16 protein-coding genes and 5 tRNA genes are annotated in these 20,061 nt (G+C 38.1%); 5 read left to right on the forward strand and 16 right to left on the reverse strand.

Translation table 11 applies throughout. From position 1 onward, the window contains the following. Complete coding sequence (gene nrfB / locus AC2INI_RS08350) at nucleotides 1-594, reverse strand: cytochrome c nitrite reductase pentaheme subunit (RefSeq protein ID WP_122033050.1); 594 nt, start codon at nucleotides 592-594, stop codon at nucleotides 1-3. Nucleotides 595-1,078: 484 nt separating this feature from the next. Here nrfB and nrfA point away from each other — a divergent pair, with 484 nt between their 5' ends. Then, nucleotides 1,079-2,518 (forward strand): ammonia-forming nitrite reductase cytochrome c552 subunit, encoded by a 1,440-nt coding sequence (gene nrfA / locus AC2INI_RS08355; RefSeq protein ID WP_122033051.1) that lies wholly within the window; start codon nucleotides 1,079-1,081, stop codon nucleotides 2,516-2,518. Nucleotides 2,519-2,642: 124 nt separating this feature from the next. Here the strand turns inward: nrfA and AC2INI_RS08360 are convergent, their stop codons facing one another. From AC2INI_RS08360 to AC2INI_RS08370, 3 genes are all read right to left on the reverse strand, one after another. After that, on the reverse strand, nucleotides 2,643-3,287 hold the full coding sequence (locus AC2INI_RS08360; RefSeq protein WP_486304606.1) for a TPR domain-containing protein: 645 nt from the start codon (nucleotides 3,285-3,287) through the stop codon (nucleotides 2,643-2,645). Nucleotides 3,288-3,472: 185 nt separating this feature from the next. Then, nucleotides 3,473-4,246 (reverse strand): phospholipase A, encoded by a 774-nt coding sequence (locus AC2INI_RS08365; protein WP_486304607.1) that lies wholly within the window; start codon nucleotides 4,244-4,246, stop codon nucleotides 3,473-3,475. 79 nt (nucleotides 4,247-4,325) lie between these two features. Then, nucleotides 4,326-6,671 (reverse strand): helicase-related protein, encoded by a 2,346-nt coding sequence (locus AC2INI_RS08370; RefSeq protein WP_486304608.1) that lies wholly within the window; start codon nucleotides 6,669-6,671, stop codon nucleotides 4,326-4,328. A 154-nt stretch (nucleotides 6,672-6,825) separates the two neighbouring features. Between AC2INI_RS08370 and AC2INI_RS08375 the strand changes: the two genes are divergently transcribed. From AC2INI_RS08375 to AC2INI_RS08385, 3 genes are all read left to right on the forward strand, one after another. After that, nucleotides 6,826-8,514, forward strand: coding sequence for an NAD-dependent malic enzyme (locus AC2INI_RS08375; protein WP_122033055.1), 1,689 nt, complete (start codon nucleotides 6,826-6,828; stop codon nucleotides 8,512-8,514). 109 nt (nucleotides 8,515-8,623) lie between these two features. Continuing rightward, nucleotides 8,624-8,956: a DUF3392 domain-containing protein gene (locus tag AC2INI_RS08380; protein WP_122033056.1), complete on the forward strand. Its 333-nt coding sequence runs from the start codon at nucleotides 8,624-8,626 to the stop codon at nucleotides 8,954-8,956. Nucleotides 8,957-8,982: 26 nt separating this feature from the next. Further along, on the forward strand, nucleotides 8,983-9,660 hold the full coding sequence (locus AC2INI_RS08385; RefSeq protein ID WP_122033057.1) for a SanA/YdcF family protein: 678 nt from the start codon (nucleotides 8,983-8,985) through the stop codon (nucleotides 9,658-9,660). 130 nt (nucleotides 9,661-9,790) lie between these two features. On the opposite strand, the gene AC2INI_RS08390 is transcribed toward AC2INI_RS08385, so the two are convergent. Beyond that, nucleotides 9,791-11,032, reverse strand: coding sequence for a GGDEF domain-containing protein (locus tag AC2INI_RS08390; RefSeq protein WP_254052600.1), 1,242 nt, complete (start codon nucleotides 11,030-11,032; stop codon nucleotides 9,791-9,793). A gap of 300 nt (nucleotides 11,033-11,332) precedes the next feature. Then, nucleotides 11,333-12,622: a MipA/OmpV family protein gene (locus AC2INI_RS08395; RefSeq protein ID WP_371413431.1), complete on the reverse strand. Its 1,290-nt coding sequence runs from the start codon at nucleotides 12,620-12,622 to the stop codon at nucleotides 11,333-11,335. 192 nt (nucleotides 12,623-12,814) lie between these two features. Between AC2INI_RS08395 and AC2INI_RS08400 the strand changes: the two genes are divergently transcribed. Continuing rightward, on the forward strand, nucleotides 12,815-13,168 hold the full coding sequence (locus AC2INI_RS08400; RefSeq protein WP_122033060.1) for a VC1380 family protein: 354 nt from the start codon (nucleotides 12,815-12,817) through the stop codon (nucleotides 13,166-13,168). 66 nt (nucleotides 13,169-13,234) lie between these two features. Here the strand turns inward: AC2INI_RS08400 and AC2INI_RS08405 are convergent, their stop codons facing one another. From AC2INI_RS08405 to AC2INI_RS08450, 10 genes are all read right to left on the reverse strand, one after another. After that, nucleotides 13,235-14,077 (reverse strand): energy-coupling factor transporter transmembrane component T family protein, encoded by an 843-nt coding sequence (locus AC2INI_RS08405; protein WP_122033061.1) that lies wholly within the window; start codon nucleotides 14,075-14,077, stop codon nucleotides 13,235-13,237. Continuing rightward, a complete protein-coding gene (locus tag AC2INI_RS08410; RefSeq protein ID WP_486304609.1) occupies nucleotides 14,067-15,776 on the reverse strand; it encodes an ABC transporter ATP-binding protein in 1,710 nt (569 codons plus the stop codon). Before AC2INI_RS08410 ends, AC2INI_RS08405 begins: the two co-directional genes overlap by 11 nt. A 3-nt stretch (nucleotides 15,777-15,779) precedes the next feature. Then, on the reverse strand, nucleotides 15,780-16,331 hold the full coding sequence (locus AC2INI_RS08415) for an ECF-type riboflavin transporter substrate-binding protein (protein WP_122033063.1): 552 nt from the start codon (nucleotides 16,329-16,331) through the stop codon (nucleotides 15,780-15,782). A 272-nt stretch (nucleotides 16,332-16,603) separates the two neighbouring features. After that, nucleotides 16,604-16,690, reverse strand: a tRNA-Leu gene (locus AC2INI_RS08420). 109 nt (nucleotides 16,691-16,799) lie between these two features. Next, nucleotides 16,800-16,873 (reverse strand) — tRNA-Cys (locus tag AC2INI_RS08425). A gap of 85 nt (nucleotides 16,874-16,958) precedes the next feature. Next, a tRNA-Leu gene (locus tag AC2INI_RS08430) sits at nucleotides 16,959-17,045 on the reverse strand. A gap of 108 nt (nucleotides 17,046-17,153) precedes the next feature. Beyond that, nucleotides 17,154-17,229, reverse strand: a tRNA-Gly gene (locus AC2INI_RS08435). 16 nt (nucleotides 17,230-17,245) lie between these two features. Next, nucleotides 17,246-17,319: transfer RNA gene (locus AC2INI_RS08440), tRNA-Cys, on the reverse strand. A 128-nt stretch (nucleotides 17,320-17,447) separates the two neighbouring features. After that, nucleotides 17,448-18,392 carry a 23S rRNA pseudouridine(2604) synthase RluF gene (gene rluF / locus AC2INI_RS08445; protein WP_122033064.1) on the reverse strand — a complete coding sequence of 315 codons (945 nt, stop codon included), beginning with the start codon at nucleotides 18,390-18,392 and terminating at the stop codon, nucleotides 17,448-17,450. Between the two features lie 133 nt (nucleotides 18,393-18,525). Further along, nucleotides 18,526-19,983, reverse strand: a complete 1,458-nt coding sequence (locus AC2INI_RS08450; protein WP_486304610.1) for a hypothetical protein — start codon at nucleotides 19,981-19,983, stop codon at nucleotides 18,526-18,528. Nucleotides 19,984-20,061: the final 78 nt, after the last annotated feature.

A 20,061-nucleotide genomic window follows, 5' to 3' on the forward strand; every position in this document is an offset into this window, starting at 1 on the left:
CTATTCTCCTAGCTTATTTTCTTTCTGATTAAAATCAGCGTGGCAATCAACACACATCTTGATCTTCGCAGAGTGGTCAAAAGAAAGCACAGCCTCTTTCTCTCCATGAACGATATGACAAGATGAGCAGGTTAAGTTTTTGGCGTGAACGTCGTGCGTCCAGCTATCATCACGTAATTTTTCTGAGGTATGACAATCAGTACATTGGCTATTAGCTTGTAAAATTTCATCAAACGAGAGGGTCACTTTTTCCGTGCCTTGTTTTGATTGTGCCGCAGAATATTTGGTAACTTGAGATGCGCCGTCTCGGTGATCAGGCCCAATTGATTTATGACACTCAACACAATTCACATCACGCTTAAGAGTCGCGAATGAATTTTCTCCGTGTGAGCCTTTGAGAGTTTCTTTTTCGTCTTTATGACATTGTGTACACGCATAATCGCGGTCACGAATTAATGTCACCTCATGTCGAGTTGATGAGTCAGCCTTAACTTGGGGCGATTCATCTGCTGCAACATTCAGAGACAAACCATAGAGACAAAATGCGAAGGTAAGCTTCAACATTGTGGCTATGGCTAATTTGACTTTGCCCATTGTATATCCTTCCCTTTCTATACTATTTGAATACAGCGAACCGTTAACAAATAAATAGAGGATGAGTGATTATAATAATGAAGATTCCTCTTCATCTTTGATATCAATTCTCATTGGATAGTTTAGCCACAACGCTTAACAAGGGTATTTTATAACTAAATGTGTCTAAATAATACAAGTTGTATCAAATCAAAGCTAACCTTCCACTACTTTTGTGATAGTTGTCAATAAACCAGTATCTTGTTGTATTTTAACGAAAATAATAACCATTCGTAACAAGATGCATTAGAAATACCACTTTAGGGCTACTTGTATTTATTGGTGATATAGATCACCTATGTAACTTGATGTAAATCAACACTAAGTCCGATGAAAAAATCACCAACTTGCATTTACGTTAGACTTGTAGGGTTTCCAATTCTGATTGATAGTCGCTTTCACAACGCTTGGCTAAATTAATTACAAGAATTTGGAGATACCAATAGTGAAAAAGCAATGGACCCGTCGTTCAGCCGCTGCAATTGCCATGGTGACTACGTTATTATTAAGTAGCCACAGCTTTGCTGCATCTGAAAACAGTGAGCGAGTTGACCCTCGCAATGAAGCTTATGCAAAAGAGCATGCCGATCAATATGAATCATGGCGCTCTACCTCTGATAGCGTACAAATTGAAGATGCATTAGCCGAAGATCCAAATATGGTGATCATGTGGGCAGGTTATGGTTTTGCTAAAGACTATAACAAAGCACGTGGCCACTTTTATGCGATTGATGATGTAAGACAAACCCTCCGCACTGCAGGCCCTACCGATGAAAACTCTGGCCCAATGCCAATGGCATGTTGGAGCTGTAAAAGCCCTGATGTTGGCCGTGTAATCGAAGAGAAAGGCGAAGATGGCTATTTCTCTGGTAAATGGGCTCGTCTAGGGAGTGAAATTCAAAACCCGATTGGCTGTGCCGATTGTCATGACACTCGTAGTGAAGGCTTTAAAAATGGCGAACCCGCTTTAGCGATTACTAAACCTCATGTTGAACGTGCAATGGATGCGATTGGTAAACCTTTTGGAGATCAATCTCGTTTAGACCAACAAGCTGCTGTTTGTGGTCAATGTCACGTTGAATACTACTTCACAGGAAAAACCAAAGCCGTCAAATTCCCTTGGGATAAAGGCACCACGGTTGATGAAATGGAAGAGTACTATGACGAAATTGGCTTTAAAGACTGGACGCATAAAGTATCTAAAGCGCCAATGCTAAAAGCACAACATCCAGGTTATGAAACTTGGCGTGATGGTATCCATGGCAAAAACAACGTAACTTGTGTTGATTGTCATATGCCAAAAGTGAAAAAAGAAGATGGCACCGTTTATACTGATCATAAAGTCGGTAACCCATTCGATCGCTTTGAAGATACCTGTGCAAACTGTCATACACAATCTAAAGAAATGCTACAAGGTGTTGTTGCTAGTCGTAAAGCACAAGTACTTAAAATGAAGCTAACCGCTGAACGTCAAATCGTGGCCGCTCACTTTGAAGCTGGAGCTGCATGGGATGCTGGTGCAACTGAAAAAGAAATGGAGCCAATCCTACAAGATATTCGTCATGCACAATGGCGCTGGGATTATGCGATTGCTTCACATGGTGTTCATATGCATGCACCTGAAGTTGCTCTAGAAGTATTAGGGACTGCGGTTGATAAAGCAGCAGATGCTCGTACCAAACTGATCCGTCTACTAGCGAAAAAAGGGATTACGGACCCTATCGCTATACCAGATATTTCAACCAAAGCGGCGGCACAAAAAGCATTGGGTATGGATATGAAAGGTATGGAAGCTGAGAAAAAACACTTCTTAGAAACCGTGGTTCCTCAGTGGGAAAACCAAGCAAAAGAACGTGAATCAACCGATTATGCACCAATAAAATAATCGTCAAATAAAGAGCTAAATCTCATTAGCTAAGTACCAATAAAAAAGCCGACACTTCAACCTTTGAAGTGTCGGCTTTTTCATATCTTTAACTCTTTAACTCTTTAACTCTTTAACTCTTTAACTAGCGACGAGCCTGCATTAATTGCTTCGCTTGGTTAATTGAATTAATAATAGTGACTCTATCTATATCAACTCTTTCTGAATCTAAAATCTTCTGCCAAGCATTAATCGCTTTTTGATAACGGAACGTCACAAAATGATCGGAAGCAATTAAGGTTAATGCCGCTTGGTTATACTCATCAAGCTCTAATGCCTTATTAAGTAAAGTTTGTATCTCTTCATTAATGATTTGAGAATGTGCGTAATACTGAGTTGTTGCTTTTGCAGCGTATTGATTTGCTGTTGGCTCATCAGAGAGGCGCAGTGCATAATCAAAACAAATATTCGCGTTATTAAACTCACCATTTAGTAAGTAGCCTTGACCAATTTCAAACCATAGATCAGAATTATTTGGTGACGCTTTTAATTGATCTTCTAAATATCGCATTTTATCATCATACGATAATGGGCCTAAAGGTTCTGTAATCACTTTATTATTCACAGCAAACTTCTCTGGGCGTAAACCCGAAGAAAAAATAACAATCATGCTGATTACAACAAAAAATATCATCCATACTGGATTTAAAGAGGCCGCTTTATCTCGACTGTAAAACCACCACAATACCGCAGCGATGATTACAAAACTCAACAACATCATTATAATCATATTGTATTCCCTAGAAAAAAACTGGCGCGATCGTAATGCATATTATAAATGATAGCAATGATCGCCATCATAGTATGACAAGCCTCACTTCCCTCTACACATTAACCCGCTAAATATAATAATTAACTTTCATAAAAAAGCCCCGATTTACATCGAGGCTTAATCATTACACATTAATATTTAAATTAATTTGGTGGAATTAACTTCATACCTAAGCCAATTCGGGTTTGATCATGGTCATAATCAATCAAGGTTTCACCATACCCTTTCCATGCCTGAACATACAAACCAACAAATTTATTTAGATACAGGGTATAACCCGCTTCTGCGCCGCCTTTGTTTGTTCCAAAATTATAATGAAAACGCGTGTTAAACTGACCAATATCATTTCCTAACTTAACCCATACATCGTAATCACCTAAGTAATCCGTCATGTCTTCATCTGGCGTTTCTTCTGCAAATACATACCACGCTCTAAAGCCATATTGAACCGGACCATCAATACGCTCTAACGCTCCATACACTCGATCCCAACTGCGAGATAAACTCGCCGTCTGACCATTTGACTCATGTACATAACCAATCTCAGCGTTATTAAATAACAGCATATTTGATTGATGCATTAAAAAAAACTGTGGCTTATAGTTGGTTTCTCTAAAAGGGGATGAAATATCATTGTTTCCCAACTGCCATAATGATTTCTGAGTATAAGCAAACATCACTGACGTGCTTTGATTAATCGGCATAATTGGAACGGCTAACGAAAATTGAAATTTAACTTCAACTTGTTGTAAGCCATCCGCATCTTCAAAACCACCGGCAACATAAGTGTCTTTATTCAGTTCATCAGTATAAGTACCTAATACATAACTGTCTTCATAGCCATGAATACGATTTAATTCTTTTGCTGAGGTTACGAGAGGAATAGCCAATGCAATCAGTAGCATCCATTTTTTCATAATTGACCTTTTGTCAGTAACTTGCCTTTTTGTATTGATAAGCAAAATACATACCGACATTTAACTTTATCTATTTGAATTATTTAACATCAATGCTACGGCTTGCTTTTTTATACTGAATTCGCCAACCTGACCAAGTTGGAAGCTCCCACCGCTTAAGATCCCCTCTTCTATCCCCTTTCATGTAGGTTAATACCACTCGCTTACTTGATGGGAAATATTCGGCAGAGACTGTAATGTCAGGCAATACCACGATTTGAGGGTATTTTTTCATAAAATCAACCAACTCCCACTCAGGAACGCCATCAAAAATAAAGTCATCTTCATCAAACATTGCCATGTCGTCTAGTGAAGTAACGCCAAGCTCTTCTAGCTGTTGGGTAAACCAATATTCAAAAGTCATCGCTGAACTCTGCTTATTGCCGTTTAATTGACAATAAAGCTGCCAAGCGGCAATTTCTGCCTCTCTTTTATCTTTAAATAAGGGCAGAATATGACCTTCAATCACTTGTGAGACGATCGCCGCAATCGCATCCTCTTCTGCCGGTTCAACATAAACCGTTTTCAATAGTCGATTGGCGTAGTAATAATCATGAGCTATTTTAATGTCTTGATTATCATTGATGCATTCACCAACTCGACATTCCGCCAATTCACTTTCAATAATCCAAGAAATATCTATCGGTGCTAATGCCGTTGCAATTGTCAGTGTTTGCTTATTGCCTCTTCCAGGTAAAGAAAACTGATTAAATATAATGGCGGCTTCATAGATAGGTAAAAAATGATTATTTCGTCCAAGAACCACTTCTAAATAACCATTGCCAAAAGCCTCTCTGCGTTTTTCTCTACGAACAAAGACTAATTCAGGTAATTTATTTACCAATTGAAGTAATACCGCTTCTCTTTTCAAACGGCTACTGACAGCTAGCTCTGGTAACCCTAATTCATTGCGGATCTGCTTTGCTAATGCCTGAGCTTCTTTACGCAATTCATCATCAATAATTAATCCATCACAATCATGGCCTCGAACAATAGAGGCTAAAGTCACTAGATCACAGGATTGTGGATTCCAACGCAAAAACTCATCTAATGCCATTTCTGAATTAGCGATTGAGAATAATTTGTTTGAAACAGAAAGCCCCGCCACTAAATCTGCAACGGTTTCTTTTTCAGATCGCCCTTTCACTACCGAAAGCATATGAGAAAAAAGGGTATCAATGGGCAAGGGAAACAATTGCAAGCCATAATCTGTGATAACAAGATCACGGTTTATCGCACCCATTTGTTGTAGTTTTTCTTCGGCTAACGCTAACGATTTTTCTGGTAATGGCTCTAAGAATGTCATCTCTCGTAAAGCTCGAGCACAGCTGGCTGCCGCTAAGACAGCCTCAACTAACTCTTCTCTTTGTAATTCTGGGGGTGTCATTTTTTCTAATGGGGCATGCTCTCCATACAATCTAATCGCTTGCCCCACTTGAGTTCGCCCTGCTCGTCCTGCTCGCTGATCTGCACTCGCTTTAGAAATGGCTTGCAGAGATAGTGTTGTTCGGCCATTTCGCTGGTGCGTTCTTCGCTCTAATCCTGAATCAATAACCACGGTGACATTGGGGATCGTAAGCGAGGTTTCTGCCACATTGGTTGCAAAGATAATTCGTTGTTGGGAAGATTTCGTTAATGCTTGATGCCGATGAGTATCAGAAACGCCTGCAAACAGTGGGATCACTTTACTATCAGGGAATTTTTTCGTCGCAATTTGAGCACATTGCGTGATTTCTTTCTTTCCTGGTAAGAAGACTAAGATATCGCCGGTTTCGCCTTGCTGAATAATACTTTGTAGCATTGAGATCACGTGAAGATCTAAGTCTTTTATCGATGGCATCTGTTGAGGGTGTTCAGCAACATTTGATATATTAACGGCGAATTGTCGACCTTCTGCCGTTAAAACCGTGGCATTCACATAACTCGCTAGTGGCTTACTTTCTATCGTAGCCGAGGTTAAAATAAGACGGTGCTGTTGATGATCACGCAATAAAGCCACTAACAGATCAGTATCCCAGCGACGCTCATGGAATTCATCAATCATAATGAATGGAAATGTGGCTAATTTATCTTCCATAAACCACTTTAATGCGATTCCGGGGGTAACAAATACAATGTTACTGTTTTCGCTATAGTTACTGTCGAGTTTGATCGCATAACCAATATCTTCACCCACAGCCTGACCATTCTGCATTGCTAAATATTCAGCCAATGCCGTACAAGCGATCCTTCTTGGCTCTATAACCAATACACGACCGTACTCTGATGCCCATAAAGGTAAATGAGTCGATTTTCCCGATCCCGTTTCAGATTGAACAACTAAATTTTTATCTAAAATAGAAGCAGAAAAATCAGAACGAATGGCATTAATTGGTAACAAAAACATACAAACCGTAAAATAATAGAATATTTCACTACTCTAGCGGATTTGATTGATAAAAACATGACTGTATTCGCACTTTATTTTCAATCACGCTTTGATATTTAAGTAAAGTAGGCATAGGATCTGTGGTTCATTCTTGATTTGAAGAAGCATAACAATGAATAACAACAAACGTCCCCTATATATCCCTTATGCTGGCCCAGCACTTCTAAGTACCCCTCTGCTAAATAAAGGCAGCGCATTCAGCACTACTGAGCGTAAATATTTTAACTTAGAAGGCTTACTTCCTGAAGCTATCGAAAGCATCGAAGAACAAACTGGTCGAGCTTATAAGCAGTATCAAAGTTTTGAAAATGATATGGATAAACATATCTACCTACGTAATATTCAAGACACGAATGAAACCTTGTTTTATCGCTTAGTTCAAAACCATATCAGTGAAATGATGCCAATTATTTACACGCCTACTGTTGGTGCTGCGTGTGAAAACTTCTCAAACATCTATCGTCGTGGTCGTGGTCTATTTATCTCTTATGAGAACAAAAACCGCATTGATGACCTACTAAATAACGCAGCAAACCAAAACGTAAAAGTAATTGTTGTTACTGATGGTGAGCGTATTCTTGGTCTTGGTGACCAAGGTATCGGCGGTATGGGTATTCCAATTGGTAAATTAGCACTGTATACCGCATGTGGTGGTATTAGTCCTGCGCATACCCTACCTATCGTTCTTGATGTAGGTACTAATAACCCTCAACGTCTTGCAGATCCTATGTACATGGGCTGGCGTCACCCTCGTGTCACTGGTGATGAATACGCTGAGTTTGTTGAAGACTTTATTCAAGCAGTTCAACGTCGTTGGCCTCAAGCTCTTGTTCAATTTGAAGATTTTGCACAAAAAAATGCAATGCCTTTACTTGAGCGTTACAAAAATCGTATCTGTTGTTTTAATGATGATATTCAAGGTACTGCTGCGGTTACTGTTGGTTCACTACTTGCAGCCTGTAAAGCGGCGGGCAGTTCATTAGCACAGCAACGTGTTACCTTCTTAGGTGCAGGCTCTGCGGGTTGTGGTATTGCTGAAGCGATTATTGCTCAAATGGTATCTGAAGGTATTTCTGATGCTCAGGCACGCTCGCAAGTGTACATGGTTGACCGTTGGGGCTTATTACAAGAAGGCATGCCAAACCTACTTGATTTCCAACAACGTTTAGTACAAAAAGCTGAAAATACGAAAGACTGGGTTTCTGAAGAACCTAACTACTCACTTGTAGATGTTATGCGTAATGCAAAACCAACAGTGTTAATTGGTGTATCTGGTGCTCCTGGCTTATTTAGCAAAGAAGTTATCCAAGAGATGCATAAACACTGTGAACGCCCTATTGTGTTCCCATTATCAAACCCAACAAGTCGTGTAGAAGCAACACCAAATGACATTATTCGTTGGACTGATGGACAAGCATTAGTAGCAACAGGTAGTCCGTTTGATCCTGTTACTCATAATGGTCAAACTTACCCAATTGCACAATGTAACAACAGCTTTATTTTCCCTGGTATTGGTCTAGGTGTTTTAGCAATTAAAGCGACTCGTGTTTCTGATGAAATGCTACAAGAATCAAGCCGTGCATTAGCAGAGTGTTCCCCTCTTGCTATTAATGGTTCTGGTGCGCTTCTACCACCATTGGAAGAGATCCACACAGTATCAAAGAAAATTGCCTTTGCTGTTGCTAAAAAAGCGATTGAACAAGGCTATGCTTTAGAAATCACTGACGAAGCATTACATCAAAAAATTGACCAGTACTTCTGGAAACCAGTATATCGTCGCTACAAACGAACTGCGTTTTAATTAAAAATTTCCACCAAAATCAAAACCAGAGAAGATTTCTCTGGTTTTTTTTCAACTATATGTTTCTAATAGCCATTAATTAACCTTACGATATTTAAAGACTCATTATATGAATCACGTTATTTCTTTCTTCAATTCAATGGGAAGCTACTTAACCCCATACTTATCTGATATCTCTGTTGCTATGATCGCTTGCGCATTAGTTATGCTTGGTGGTGACATTAATAGAGCACTTCGTGCTTTTTTATCTGGTAAACATTTTTTAATTCGCACTGTGGCTTTTATCGGTGTTAATGCCTTTGGTTATGGTTTATTGATTGTAAAAGCATCGCCATTTCTCACATCTGCACTGCGCTCTATTGAGCCTGCTTTTATGCTTGCTATTGTTCTTTCTACCTTTATTATTATTGGTATGTGGGCACAAAAAAATCGTCAAGTATAACGCCTAATCTACCAAGTTGAGGTTCAATGAAACTTCCGAATTTACACCAGATAAAAAAATGGTTAAAAATAACAGTGCTGATTATCGGGGTTATTGTATCTGTCGTATTATTAGCAGATGTCACCATATCACTCTCAACAGGATCTCAACTGTATCAAGACATTGAATCGATACCGACCCAAGACACAGCCTTAGTTCTTGGAACGAGTAAATACATTCGACGAACTTTAAACCCGTACTATCAATATCGTATTGATGCGGCGATTGAGTTATATAAAAAGGATAAAGTAACGCATTTTTTATTAAGTGGTGATAATGCTCATCGCTCATATAATGAACCCTGGACGATGAAAAGAGATCTATTAAAAGCAGGGATCCCTGAAGAGAATATTACATTAGATTACGCAGGTTTTAGAACTCTCGACTCTGTACAGCGTGCTAAACAGATTTTTGAAGCTAATAGCCTTACCATTGTGACTCAGAAATTTCATTGCCAACGAGCACTCTTCATTGCTAATCATTTCTCTATGGATACCGTCTGCTTAGTTGTTCCTTCCCCTAGCGGATGGGCAAATACAAAAATAAGAATTAGAGAAGTGCTAGCGAGAACCAAAGCAATACTTGATTTATATATCTTTAATGTACAACCTAAATTTCTTGGTCCCAAAGAACCGATAAACAGAGATTCGATTCCAATTGAATAATACAATTCCAGAAATTATCTAATTAATTATATTGGTACAAAAAAGCCTGATTTCGATAGCTTATCGAAATCAGGCTTTCAACTTCTTTGATTGATTCTCATCTAAATAGAGTTACTTCATATACGCTTCATCACATATAGCGTGAGCTTGTACTTACATTACCCACACTTACACTGGTTATGACTTTATTTCGCCCAGCATTTTTTGCTTTATACAACGCATCATCTGCACGGGCAATAACTTCAGTTATGCGTTCATCTTTCATTTCAGTAACACCCAAACTACAAGTCAGCGATTCATTGTGGCACCATAAATGATGCTCAACCGTTTTACGAATATGCTCTGCTTTTTCTGTTGCCTGTTGCGCGTTATGATTTGGACAGAAAACGACAAACTCTTCTCCTCCCCAACGAACCAAAAAGTCCGTGCTTTTAATCGCACTAGTTACCACCAAAACAAACTCTCTTAAAATATCATCTCCAGTTTGATGACCGAGCTTATCATTGATCTTTTTGAAATAATCAATATCTATATAGATCACTGAAAACGTCTGTTTACCCCAACGAACTTGTTGAGACATTTGATCTAGCCAATCTCGTACTGCATTTCGATTTCGAGCTCCTGTTAATGAGTCTCGATGAGCAAGCTCGGCAAATTCAACATTCTTCTCTTTTAAGCTATCGTTTAATTTACGTAAACGGCTTTCACGATAAGCACTTACTTTGAGGTTTTTATTTAATCTTTTTTGTTCATATAAAATATAGGCAATGATAATAACTAACCATGCATATAAAATAATTTTCAATAATGTATTTTCTTTAATCCATGACCCACGTAGCTCAATACTATTAATGGTCATTTCAAAATCACCACTCTTTACCGTCGATGAAGTTGCTATTTCAATAATAGATATATTCGAAAACTCTGGGGCTGCATGTTCTACAGGGACTTTATAATCCGCTATCCACCAAGTCATAACTTGAAAGTCTGATAACTCAATTTCTTTGGGACCAGCATTAAAACCAGGTTCATACTCTACCCCATTAAATTTTAATGATGCTCCATCATTTCGTTTAGTGTAAATCGGATTACTATTTCTTAAATAAACACGTAAACGCCCGTTTGGATCAGCGCTTTTGTAATCAATATCTAAAATGAGTTTTGAATATGAAGAGAGATCAACACCTTCAAACATACTATCAGAAAAATGAATCGCAACTTCACAATATGGCCATGCATACTTACCTTTTTTCATCGTACAACGCATGGATGGTTTGCCATTTTTTTCAACTAAAATAGCATCACTTATACCACCCACTTTTTTATCATCTGCGGCATAATATTGATATTTTTCTGGGTTAATGGTGAGCATTTTAGTATCACCTTTAAAGTGATACCAAATTAAAGCTCCAATGGAAATAATCAACATTCCTATTGTTATTTTTTGAAATATCCGCATCGTAATCCTTTACTCTAGCCATCAAAATATGATCTTTATTCCAAAAATAATAACTCACTTATTTCGCAGCGCAAAGCAATATTACAAAGATATGACACTAAATATTCACTAGTACAATTACTTGACGACCGTCAAATACATACCGCATTGCACTTAATTAAATGAAAACAAAAAAATCGTTTAAACCATTGATTATAAATACTTTATTTTAAATTAAATATCAAACTGAATATAAATACTATTGTAATTACTGCCACCTTTTATACGTCCATACTGGGATGAATTTTCAAAGATAGCAGATCGGTGGTGAATACTATAACCAAGCCAAACACCATCTAAATCTCGCTGATCAAACAAATCACCTAAGTTGACATCAAAAGAGAAATCTAGATAGTTTAAGAGCTTACTTTCTTTATATCCCTTACTATCCATTTCAGACTGTTCAATGTAGGAAACATGATTTATATACGATAAGCCTTCGGCAACACCAAATCGCCATTTAGTTGGCCATGGAATCGTCGCATAAGCTTTAATCGCTACTACAAACTCTGAACTTAAGTTTTGGACATCTGATTGCCAATGTTGAACATAACCTGGAGTTAGATAAAGATCGATAGGTAATGAAAACAGTTCATCTGTTAGTGGTAAACCATAAAAAACAGACGTCATTTGATTATTGTGTGGATCTTTTTCTGACTCTAAATTAATAATATCGCCAATATTAGATGGTGTAGCCCAGCCATGTGCTATACGTAAATATGGCTTATTTGTTATATCTTTGCGAGAAGAAGTACTGCTATCTGTAAAGAAGCCCACACCTAAAAAGTATTCAAATTCCCAACGATTATCAATATATTGACTACTATAGGCACTGTCATCTAAACGAGATACATAGCTACCACCGAGAAGATATAAATTAGACGTAACATGATAACGAGACATAAACCCCGCTTTTACATCAACTCCAGCGCTTAATGTGTCGTTAGCTTCTTCATTTAAACCATAGTAATAACTATTAAATTCAGCCTCTTTCCAGCGGGCCTCTATACTTGGGTTAAACCACCAATCGCCTGCTTCAATTTCAGCACCCAATCGAAAATTCATATAAGAACGAAATTCGGGATCTACCATAAGCTCAGAGTCAAAGTACCACTCTTTATTAATCTGATAGCGAGCTTGAAAACCAGTATCAACGACATCACCACCCGCCTTATTTTGAGCTTGCTTAGGCAAATCAAAGTAACGTAATCGCATTAACGCACTTAGTTGCCAATCACTCTCTTGATATAAATAGACGCCACCTTCCATTCCATTAATGAACACATAATCATTTTCAAAGAACATCATTGGTATAAATGTTGAAACCGTTTCGGTATCTGTTGTGTATGGGATGCTTGCTGTTCTAACAACTGCAGCAATACCCCAATCTTTTTCTTTTTCAACAGAAGATTTAGTAATGACTTCTTCTTCAGAAGCTACTGCACTATTGAAGAAAAATAAAATTGTCGATAATAATATCGTTGGGGTTACTTTTAAAATGTCTTTATACAAAAGAAATACTCTAAGTGGGATCAATCTAATTGGTTAAAAGGTAAACGCTCTAAGCAATTGAAGTAAAATATAATTTCAATCAACTATAGAATTTAAGTATAGTGTCGTTACAGTAAATAGTAATTCACCTCTTGAGAAAAAATTGTGAAAATTTCTGAATTGATACAAAATTTACAAGATATTCAAACAAGTTATGGTAATGACTTAGAAGTCGTCACGGGCGAAGAATGGTTTCCTGAGCAGTTATTAACCTCAAACGTAAATCATAATATGGCATTTCTACAGTTTGATCGTATGCCAAGTGATATACCTGTCGAGATCGATGCTCGTGGCTTTTTAGAGCACGAAGAGTTACTAATTAAAGAGTTAATCAACAAAGTTATATTCAGTGAATTAGAGCCTGAGGCTATGGTAGAAAAACTAACCTCAATGCTCATTTTTAGCCATGAAAACATTAGCTCTGATGTTATTGAAGAATTTGGACAATCTAAAAAATAAAAAGTAGGTACTATGCCTACTTTTTAATCGTCAATACTCTATAATCAATTCGCTTTGATAGCACGCCTAATTAAATGGATACCAAAATAGCTGACTATCCATGACTCGCTTTGTGATAGCTAAAATAACAATAATGAATAAGCCAAACATGACAGCTTTGTCTGTCTTAGTTATCGCCTTATCACTGAACCACGTTCTGCTTTTCCCACGCCCAAAACCACGTAATACCATCGCGTTTGAAATTTCATCAGCTCTATCTAAGCTTGAAAAGATCAATGGGCCTAATATTTTAGCTATATTACTAATTCGAGTAAAAACGGGAACATTCTTAGATAAATCAACACCACGGGCCTGTTGAGCATGCATTATATTTATAAAGTCACTTTTTACTTCAGGTAAGTATCTTAGTGTTAAACTTACGGCATAAGCGATTTTATAAGGCAGGCCTAATCGATTTAAACTCGCAGCAAACTCTGTTGGGTGAGTCGTAAATACAAAAACCAATGCGATTGGAAACATACTAAAGTACTTAAGTGTCACCGTAATTAGATAAAACAGAGTCTCTTGAGTAATCGCATAACTACCAAAAATAGGCATTAATACCGTTGTTGAGCCTAATAGCTCATTACCTTGATTCGGCGCTAGCAAAAACATAAATACCGCATTCATGCTCAATACTGTCGCAGTGCCAATCAATAATGGTTTATAAGCAGTAAAAGGCACTCTTGTGGCTTTTAATAAATATAAACCTAATAAGATCAATGGAATGATAATACGTAAATCAAATGTAGTCAGAACTACGGTAATCCACGTAATGAACAGCAGAAACTTAGTTACCCCATTTAAATGATGTAACCAAGTGTCCAAATCCACATAATTAATACCAAAACTCTGTTTATTAGTGGACATTCTTTTTACTCTCATGCTCTTCATTAATAAATTGCTGTATAAAACCAGTGATATTTTCTATCTCCAATTTCTCAGCTAATTCATACAAACTTGTTACAGTTAAGTTTGCTTTATTTAATAACTCTGGCTGGCTAAATACCTTGGTTACGTCCTGATCAGCGATGCATTTGCTATCAGCAATGACAATAGATCGTGTCGTGTGTTCAAGAACCAAATGCATATCATGAGAGATAATAATTACGGTTAAACCTAGCTGTTGGTTAAGCTGATTAATAAAACCAAGCATTGAAGTGTAATTCTTGTAATCTTGCCCAGCTGTTGGTTCATCTAAAATCAATAGCTCTGGTTCAAGAACCAAAATAGATGCGATCGTTACACGCTTCTTTTGACCATAACTAAGCGCATCAATCGGCCAGTGACGAAAACGACTTAAACCACATAGCTCTAATGCGTAAAGTACCTTCTCTTCAATTTCTTTTTCAGAGAAGCCGCTATTAACTAAGCCAAACGCTACTTCATCATATATTAGGTGATGCGAGATCATGTGATTTGGGTTTTGTAATACTACCCCAACCTTTTGAGAGCGCTCATAAATAGACAAATCTGCTAGATCTTGATTATTTAATTTAATAGAACCACAATCTGGTTGTAACACTCCCATCACTAACTTAGTAATTGTTGATTTACCCGAGCCATTCTTACCTAGAATAGAAACAAACTCACCTTTATTCACAGTAAAAGAAACGTCTTCTAATGCGTTTATTTCACCATCATACGAATAGGTTAAGTTTTCAATACTTAATAATGCGTCCTGCTTGGCCATCTCTGAACCATTACATTGACTATCATCAAACCAAGCATTCACTGCAGAGTTCAAGCATTCCGCTGGGATCGATGGTAAATGGCTAATATGAGGAATAGCTGAAAGCGCAAGTTGGCATCGTTTAAGTAACGATACGTACAGAGGCTCTCTGATCCCATACTCCATTAATAGTGAAGATTGAATCAACTGATCTGGTGTCATGTCTGCAACAATCTCACCGTGATCCATCAAAATGATACGATCGACAGGGCAATGCAAAACATCTTCTAGACGATGCTCAATAATAACAACGGTTTTGCTTCTGCTTTTATGTAACTCATCAATGATTTCAATAGTCGCTTTGCCCGTTTTAGGGTCAAGGCTCGCTAATGGCTCATCAAATAACAGTAGATCGACGTCGTCAACTAAGATCCCACCTAATGACACTCGCTGTTTTTGACCGCCACTAAGATCATAAGGTGATTTATTAAGCAAGTTCTCAAGATCCACTATTTTTGCAGTATCACGAACAATTGGGTACATTTCAGCTCTTGAAACCATTTGATTTTCAAGGGCAAAAGCAATGTCTTCTCCAACCGTTAAACCGACAAATTGGCTGTCGGTATCTTGAAGAACGGTGCCAACATTTTCTGTGTATTGTTCTATTTTCCAATCAGAAACATCATGTTCATTAAGGCAAAGTTGACCTTCGATCTCGCCTTTAATGGTATGAGGGATTAGGCCATTTAAACACTGACCTAATGTTGATTTACCGCTGCCACTTGGCCCGATAATTAATATCTTTTCGCCTTTTTCTATCCTTAGATTGATATTTTTAAGCGTCGGTTTATCCTGTGACGCATATCGAAAAGAGAAGTTCGAAAAGGTTACGCTCATTAACTATGGCGCCTCTGTTAAGTTTGTGCTTTGTTTCTTACGCTTAGCGAGGTTAGTTAAAATAAAATAACCTACAATAGCAATTAGTACGGTATTACCTGCCGCAATGATGCACAGTTGCATAAATACTTTACTAAACGGTTCTGCGTATAGGATAGTATCTAAAAACGCTGATGTTCCGTAACCAATCACATTACCTGCAAACGCTAACATGACAAAGATGAAGAAATCTTTCTTATCAAAAAGTCCTGACTCTATGCGTTTCTTTGTCAGTATTGGGAACAAACCAATAATCATACCGACAATACCTGAACCTAAAACCCAAGTAAGCCAAACACCCCAACCTGCGAATAAATCCGTTACCCAGTGACCAATAAATCCAACAAGGAACCCTACTATCGGCCCGTACAGTACTGAAAATAAAGCAAGTACAGCCATAGCTGGTTTTAGCGTGGTATTAGCAAAGACTGGGATACCAAACATTGGTAGGCCACCGATACCATATAGAGCGGCACCAATAGCGATAACAACAACGGTTTTAGCAGAAAGGTTCATAATGTTAGCCTTGAAGCATTAATAAGATAAACAACTAGAAAGGCGCGCATTATACAGTAAGTTCGGCGGTTTGGAAATGTTTACATCTAGACGTCTACTAGCAATATAAGTCAGCTACTGCTTTGATAATAATACCAATGTGATTAATTCAATGATCCATTTTTAAGCAAAAAATCACTACAGATAATTATTGAACTTGGGGTTACAGTAGAAAATATGACTTAGCAGAAAGGAAAAAAGGCTCATCATTTCTGATGAGCCTTTTTAATTGATGGTGCCCCGGGCCGGACTTGAACCGGCACAGCGCGAACGCCGAGGGATTTTAAATCCCTTGTGTCTACCAATTCCACCACCAGGGCACGCAATTTCTTGCGATGCTTCTAACCATGTTCTCAATAAATGAGAAGGTTGACACCATCTTTCATCACCGTAATAACAGTAATGTTTAATTCTTATTGTTAAAGTAAGTGGAGGCGCCTCCCGGAGTCGAACCGAGGTCCACGGATTTGCAATCCGCTGCATAGCCACTCTGCCAAGGCGCCATATATACTTTCACACTTATCTTTATTAGTTCGTTAGTGAACTACACTTCTCATCATTCAAATTTACACTTGAATGATAAATAGATGGTGCCCCGGGCCGGACTTGAACCGGCACAGCGCGAACGCCGAGGGATTTTAAATCCCTTGTGTCTACCAATTCCACCACCAGGGCACGCAATTCTTTATTGCGATGCTCCTAACCAATGTGTTCTAAAAAGAACGGTTAGACACCATCTTTAAAACAGTCTGCCAATGTTACGTGACTGCCTTTTACAAAATATGGAGCGACACACGAGGCTCGAACTCGTGACCTCAACCTTGGCAAGGTTGCGCTCTACCAGCTGAGCTAGTGTCGCATAAATCACTAAGAAATGGAGGCGCCTCCCGGAGTCGAACCGAGGTCCACGGATTTGCAATCCGCTGCATAGCCACTCTGCCAAGGCGCCATCTCTCTTACGGGGCTTAATGTAACCGATTTAAAAAAAGTGTCAAACAAAAATTTGCATTTGACACTCTGTTTGTAGACTTTATCGCCAAATAACTTAAAAAACAGTTAAGATGTTGAAAAAACGGTCTATTTCGGACGCCAAACTTTAATTTCTGACTGTGGCTTACCTTGCTCTTTACGATCATTTCTTCGTTTAGGCGCAGAATTACCAAATCGTTCTTCTTTTGCTTTTTCACGACGCTTTTCATTAAACGTATTGTTCGAATGATGATTACGTCCTGAACTTGCTTTTTTAATTACTCGTACTTTGCCATCGATCTCTTGAACTTTACGAGAAGCTTCTTCCGTCTTACTAGATGAACCAATCATATTATTAATTTGGTCCATTTCATCTGCACTCAAGTAACGCCATTCACCTGATGCTAATTTGCCAAGATCAATATTCATAATACGCACACGCTTTAGCTTAAATACTTCATAGTCTAAGTATTCACACATGCGGCGGATCTGACGATTAAGTCCCTGTGTTAAGGTAATACGAAAAACAAAACGAGATTCTTGTTCAATCTTACACGGTAAGGTAACCGTATCTAGAATAGGTACACCCGCCGCCATCTTAGTTAAGAATTCATCAGTGATCGGTTTATCAACGCGTACTACATATTCTTTTTCGTGCGCATTACCTGCACGAAGAATTTTATTTACAATATCGCCATCACTGGTTAAAAAGATCAAGCCATCTGAAGGTTTATCTAAACGACCAATTGGAAAGATACGTTGTTCATGATTAATATAATCAACGATATTGCCTTCAACATGACGCTCAGTCGTACATGTAATCCCTACGGGTTTATTAAATGCAATATAAATACGATCTTGTTTCTCTTTTAATGGTTTTCCATCAACCAGAACTTCATCACCTTCAGCTACTTTTGTTCCCATTTCAGGGACTTTGCCGTTAATTGTAATACGTTGTTGGTCAATAAGCTTATCTGCTTCTCTTCGTGAGCAATAACCCGTGTCACTAATGAATTTATTTAAACGGGTTAATTTAGGTTCTGGTGATGTCATGATGTACCTCAAAAAAGTGAACAGCCGAAGTGTAGCAGAAACGGATAAATATCCAATAAAAAAGCACCCTAAACCAATGCATAGGGTGCTTTCGCTGTCATAGACGCTGACGAACTGTCAGTTATATCTACAATTACTTAGTCTCTACCTTTGCCTCAACAACGTCAGTAGTCACTGGATCCGCTTTAACCAATTCAGTTTTAGCAACAGTAGTCTCTTCTACGATGCTTTCTTGAGCTTCTGCGATAGGTTCAGCAGCTACTGGAGCCTCTTCGACTACTGCCGTTTCTTCTGATGCTTGCTCTTCCGGTTGATTGTTTTCTGCAACTGCCGCTTGTTCCGCATTTTCTTCCGCTGTGGCTGGCTCTGCAGTTATTGCCTCTTTCTTTGCTTTTTCTGCCGCTTCTTTCTCTTTATAAGAAGCAATCACACCATTCAAATTATTAATTAAGTTATCATTTCGCTCAAGTTGTTGTGTCAGTACAACCACTTGTTTTTGAACATTAGCACGATCGCCAGTTTGCTTTTCAACTGTCACTTCCAGTGTTTTGATTTGCACCTGAAGCTCTTTGATTTTATCTTCTAGATCAGCCGTATTATTAATCTCATGCATTTGCTGTACTGAAACCAAAACCGCCTCAGTCTGCATTCTTAATGGTTGGTTACGGTAATCATCACCATTAATTGCTTGTGAAATAGATAATAATTTATTTTCAAACTCTAATACTGGTTGCTCAAATTGGCCATTTTTAACTGCTTTCAGTAATTTCACTTCAGCTGCCATGTTTTTTAAATGATCAAGTTGAAAACGTGTTTTAGCAACAACATCAACAATTAATGCTTTATCACGATTGTTTGCTTGTACTGCTTTTTTAGCTTTATCTAATTCCGCTTTAGCTTGGCCATAGCTAATTGGTGCAATGGCCTTAAATCCCTTACGAGATAAGTCAGAAAACTCTTTTTCCAGTGGCTCAACATGAATTTTTAATGTTGTTTTAATCTCTGTAACTTTTGCATTGGTTAGAAATGATGCTTGCTTAGTTTGAGCTTCAGCAATATCGTTTTCAACCACAGTTACAAAGAGTGCTTTATACTGAGTGTTTAGGCTTGAAAACTCTTGTGAGTAATACTTTTTAGCATCAATCTCAATCAAATATGCCATCTGTGCAATAGCATCAGACAATACGACATCTGCCGTTGCTTTATAACGTTTAAGTTTCGAAAGTTCACTATCGGCAACTGCAACTAAAGACATGTACTTTGCAGCATAAGAACCCGAAGAGAACATTGAGTACTCTTCATTAATTAGCCCTGGCTCTTTTTCAATTTCTAAAAAGATCTCTTTTGCTTCAGCCCACTCTTCCATCATTGTCGCGTATGCGGCTTCTGAATAAATTGAAAAAGAGTCTACAGAATCAAAAGTTGTTTTATCTAATGAATATTGTTTCTGAAGCGCATCAAATGTTGATACTGATTGTACTTTGTCATTTTGCTCAGTTACAGCCACTGCTGACTCACCACCAGTACTCTGACAGCCAACCACACCGACTAACGCAGAGGCAATCATTGCCATTTTAAAAAATTGTTTCATCACTAACCCATAATAATTATTTTTGAATAGACATCACATAACATAGTAGTACAAACAAAAATTAAAGACAGCTTTTCT

The organism is Aliivibrio friggae (assembly GCF_057368515.1).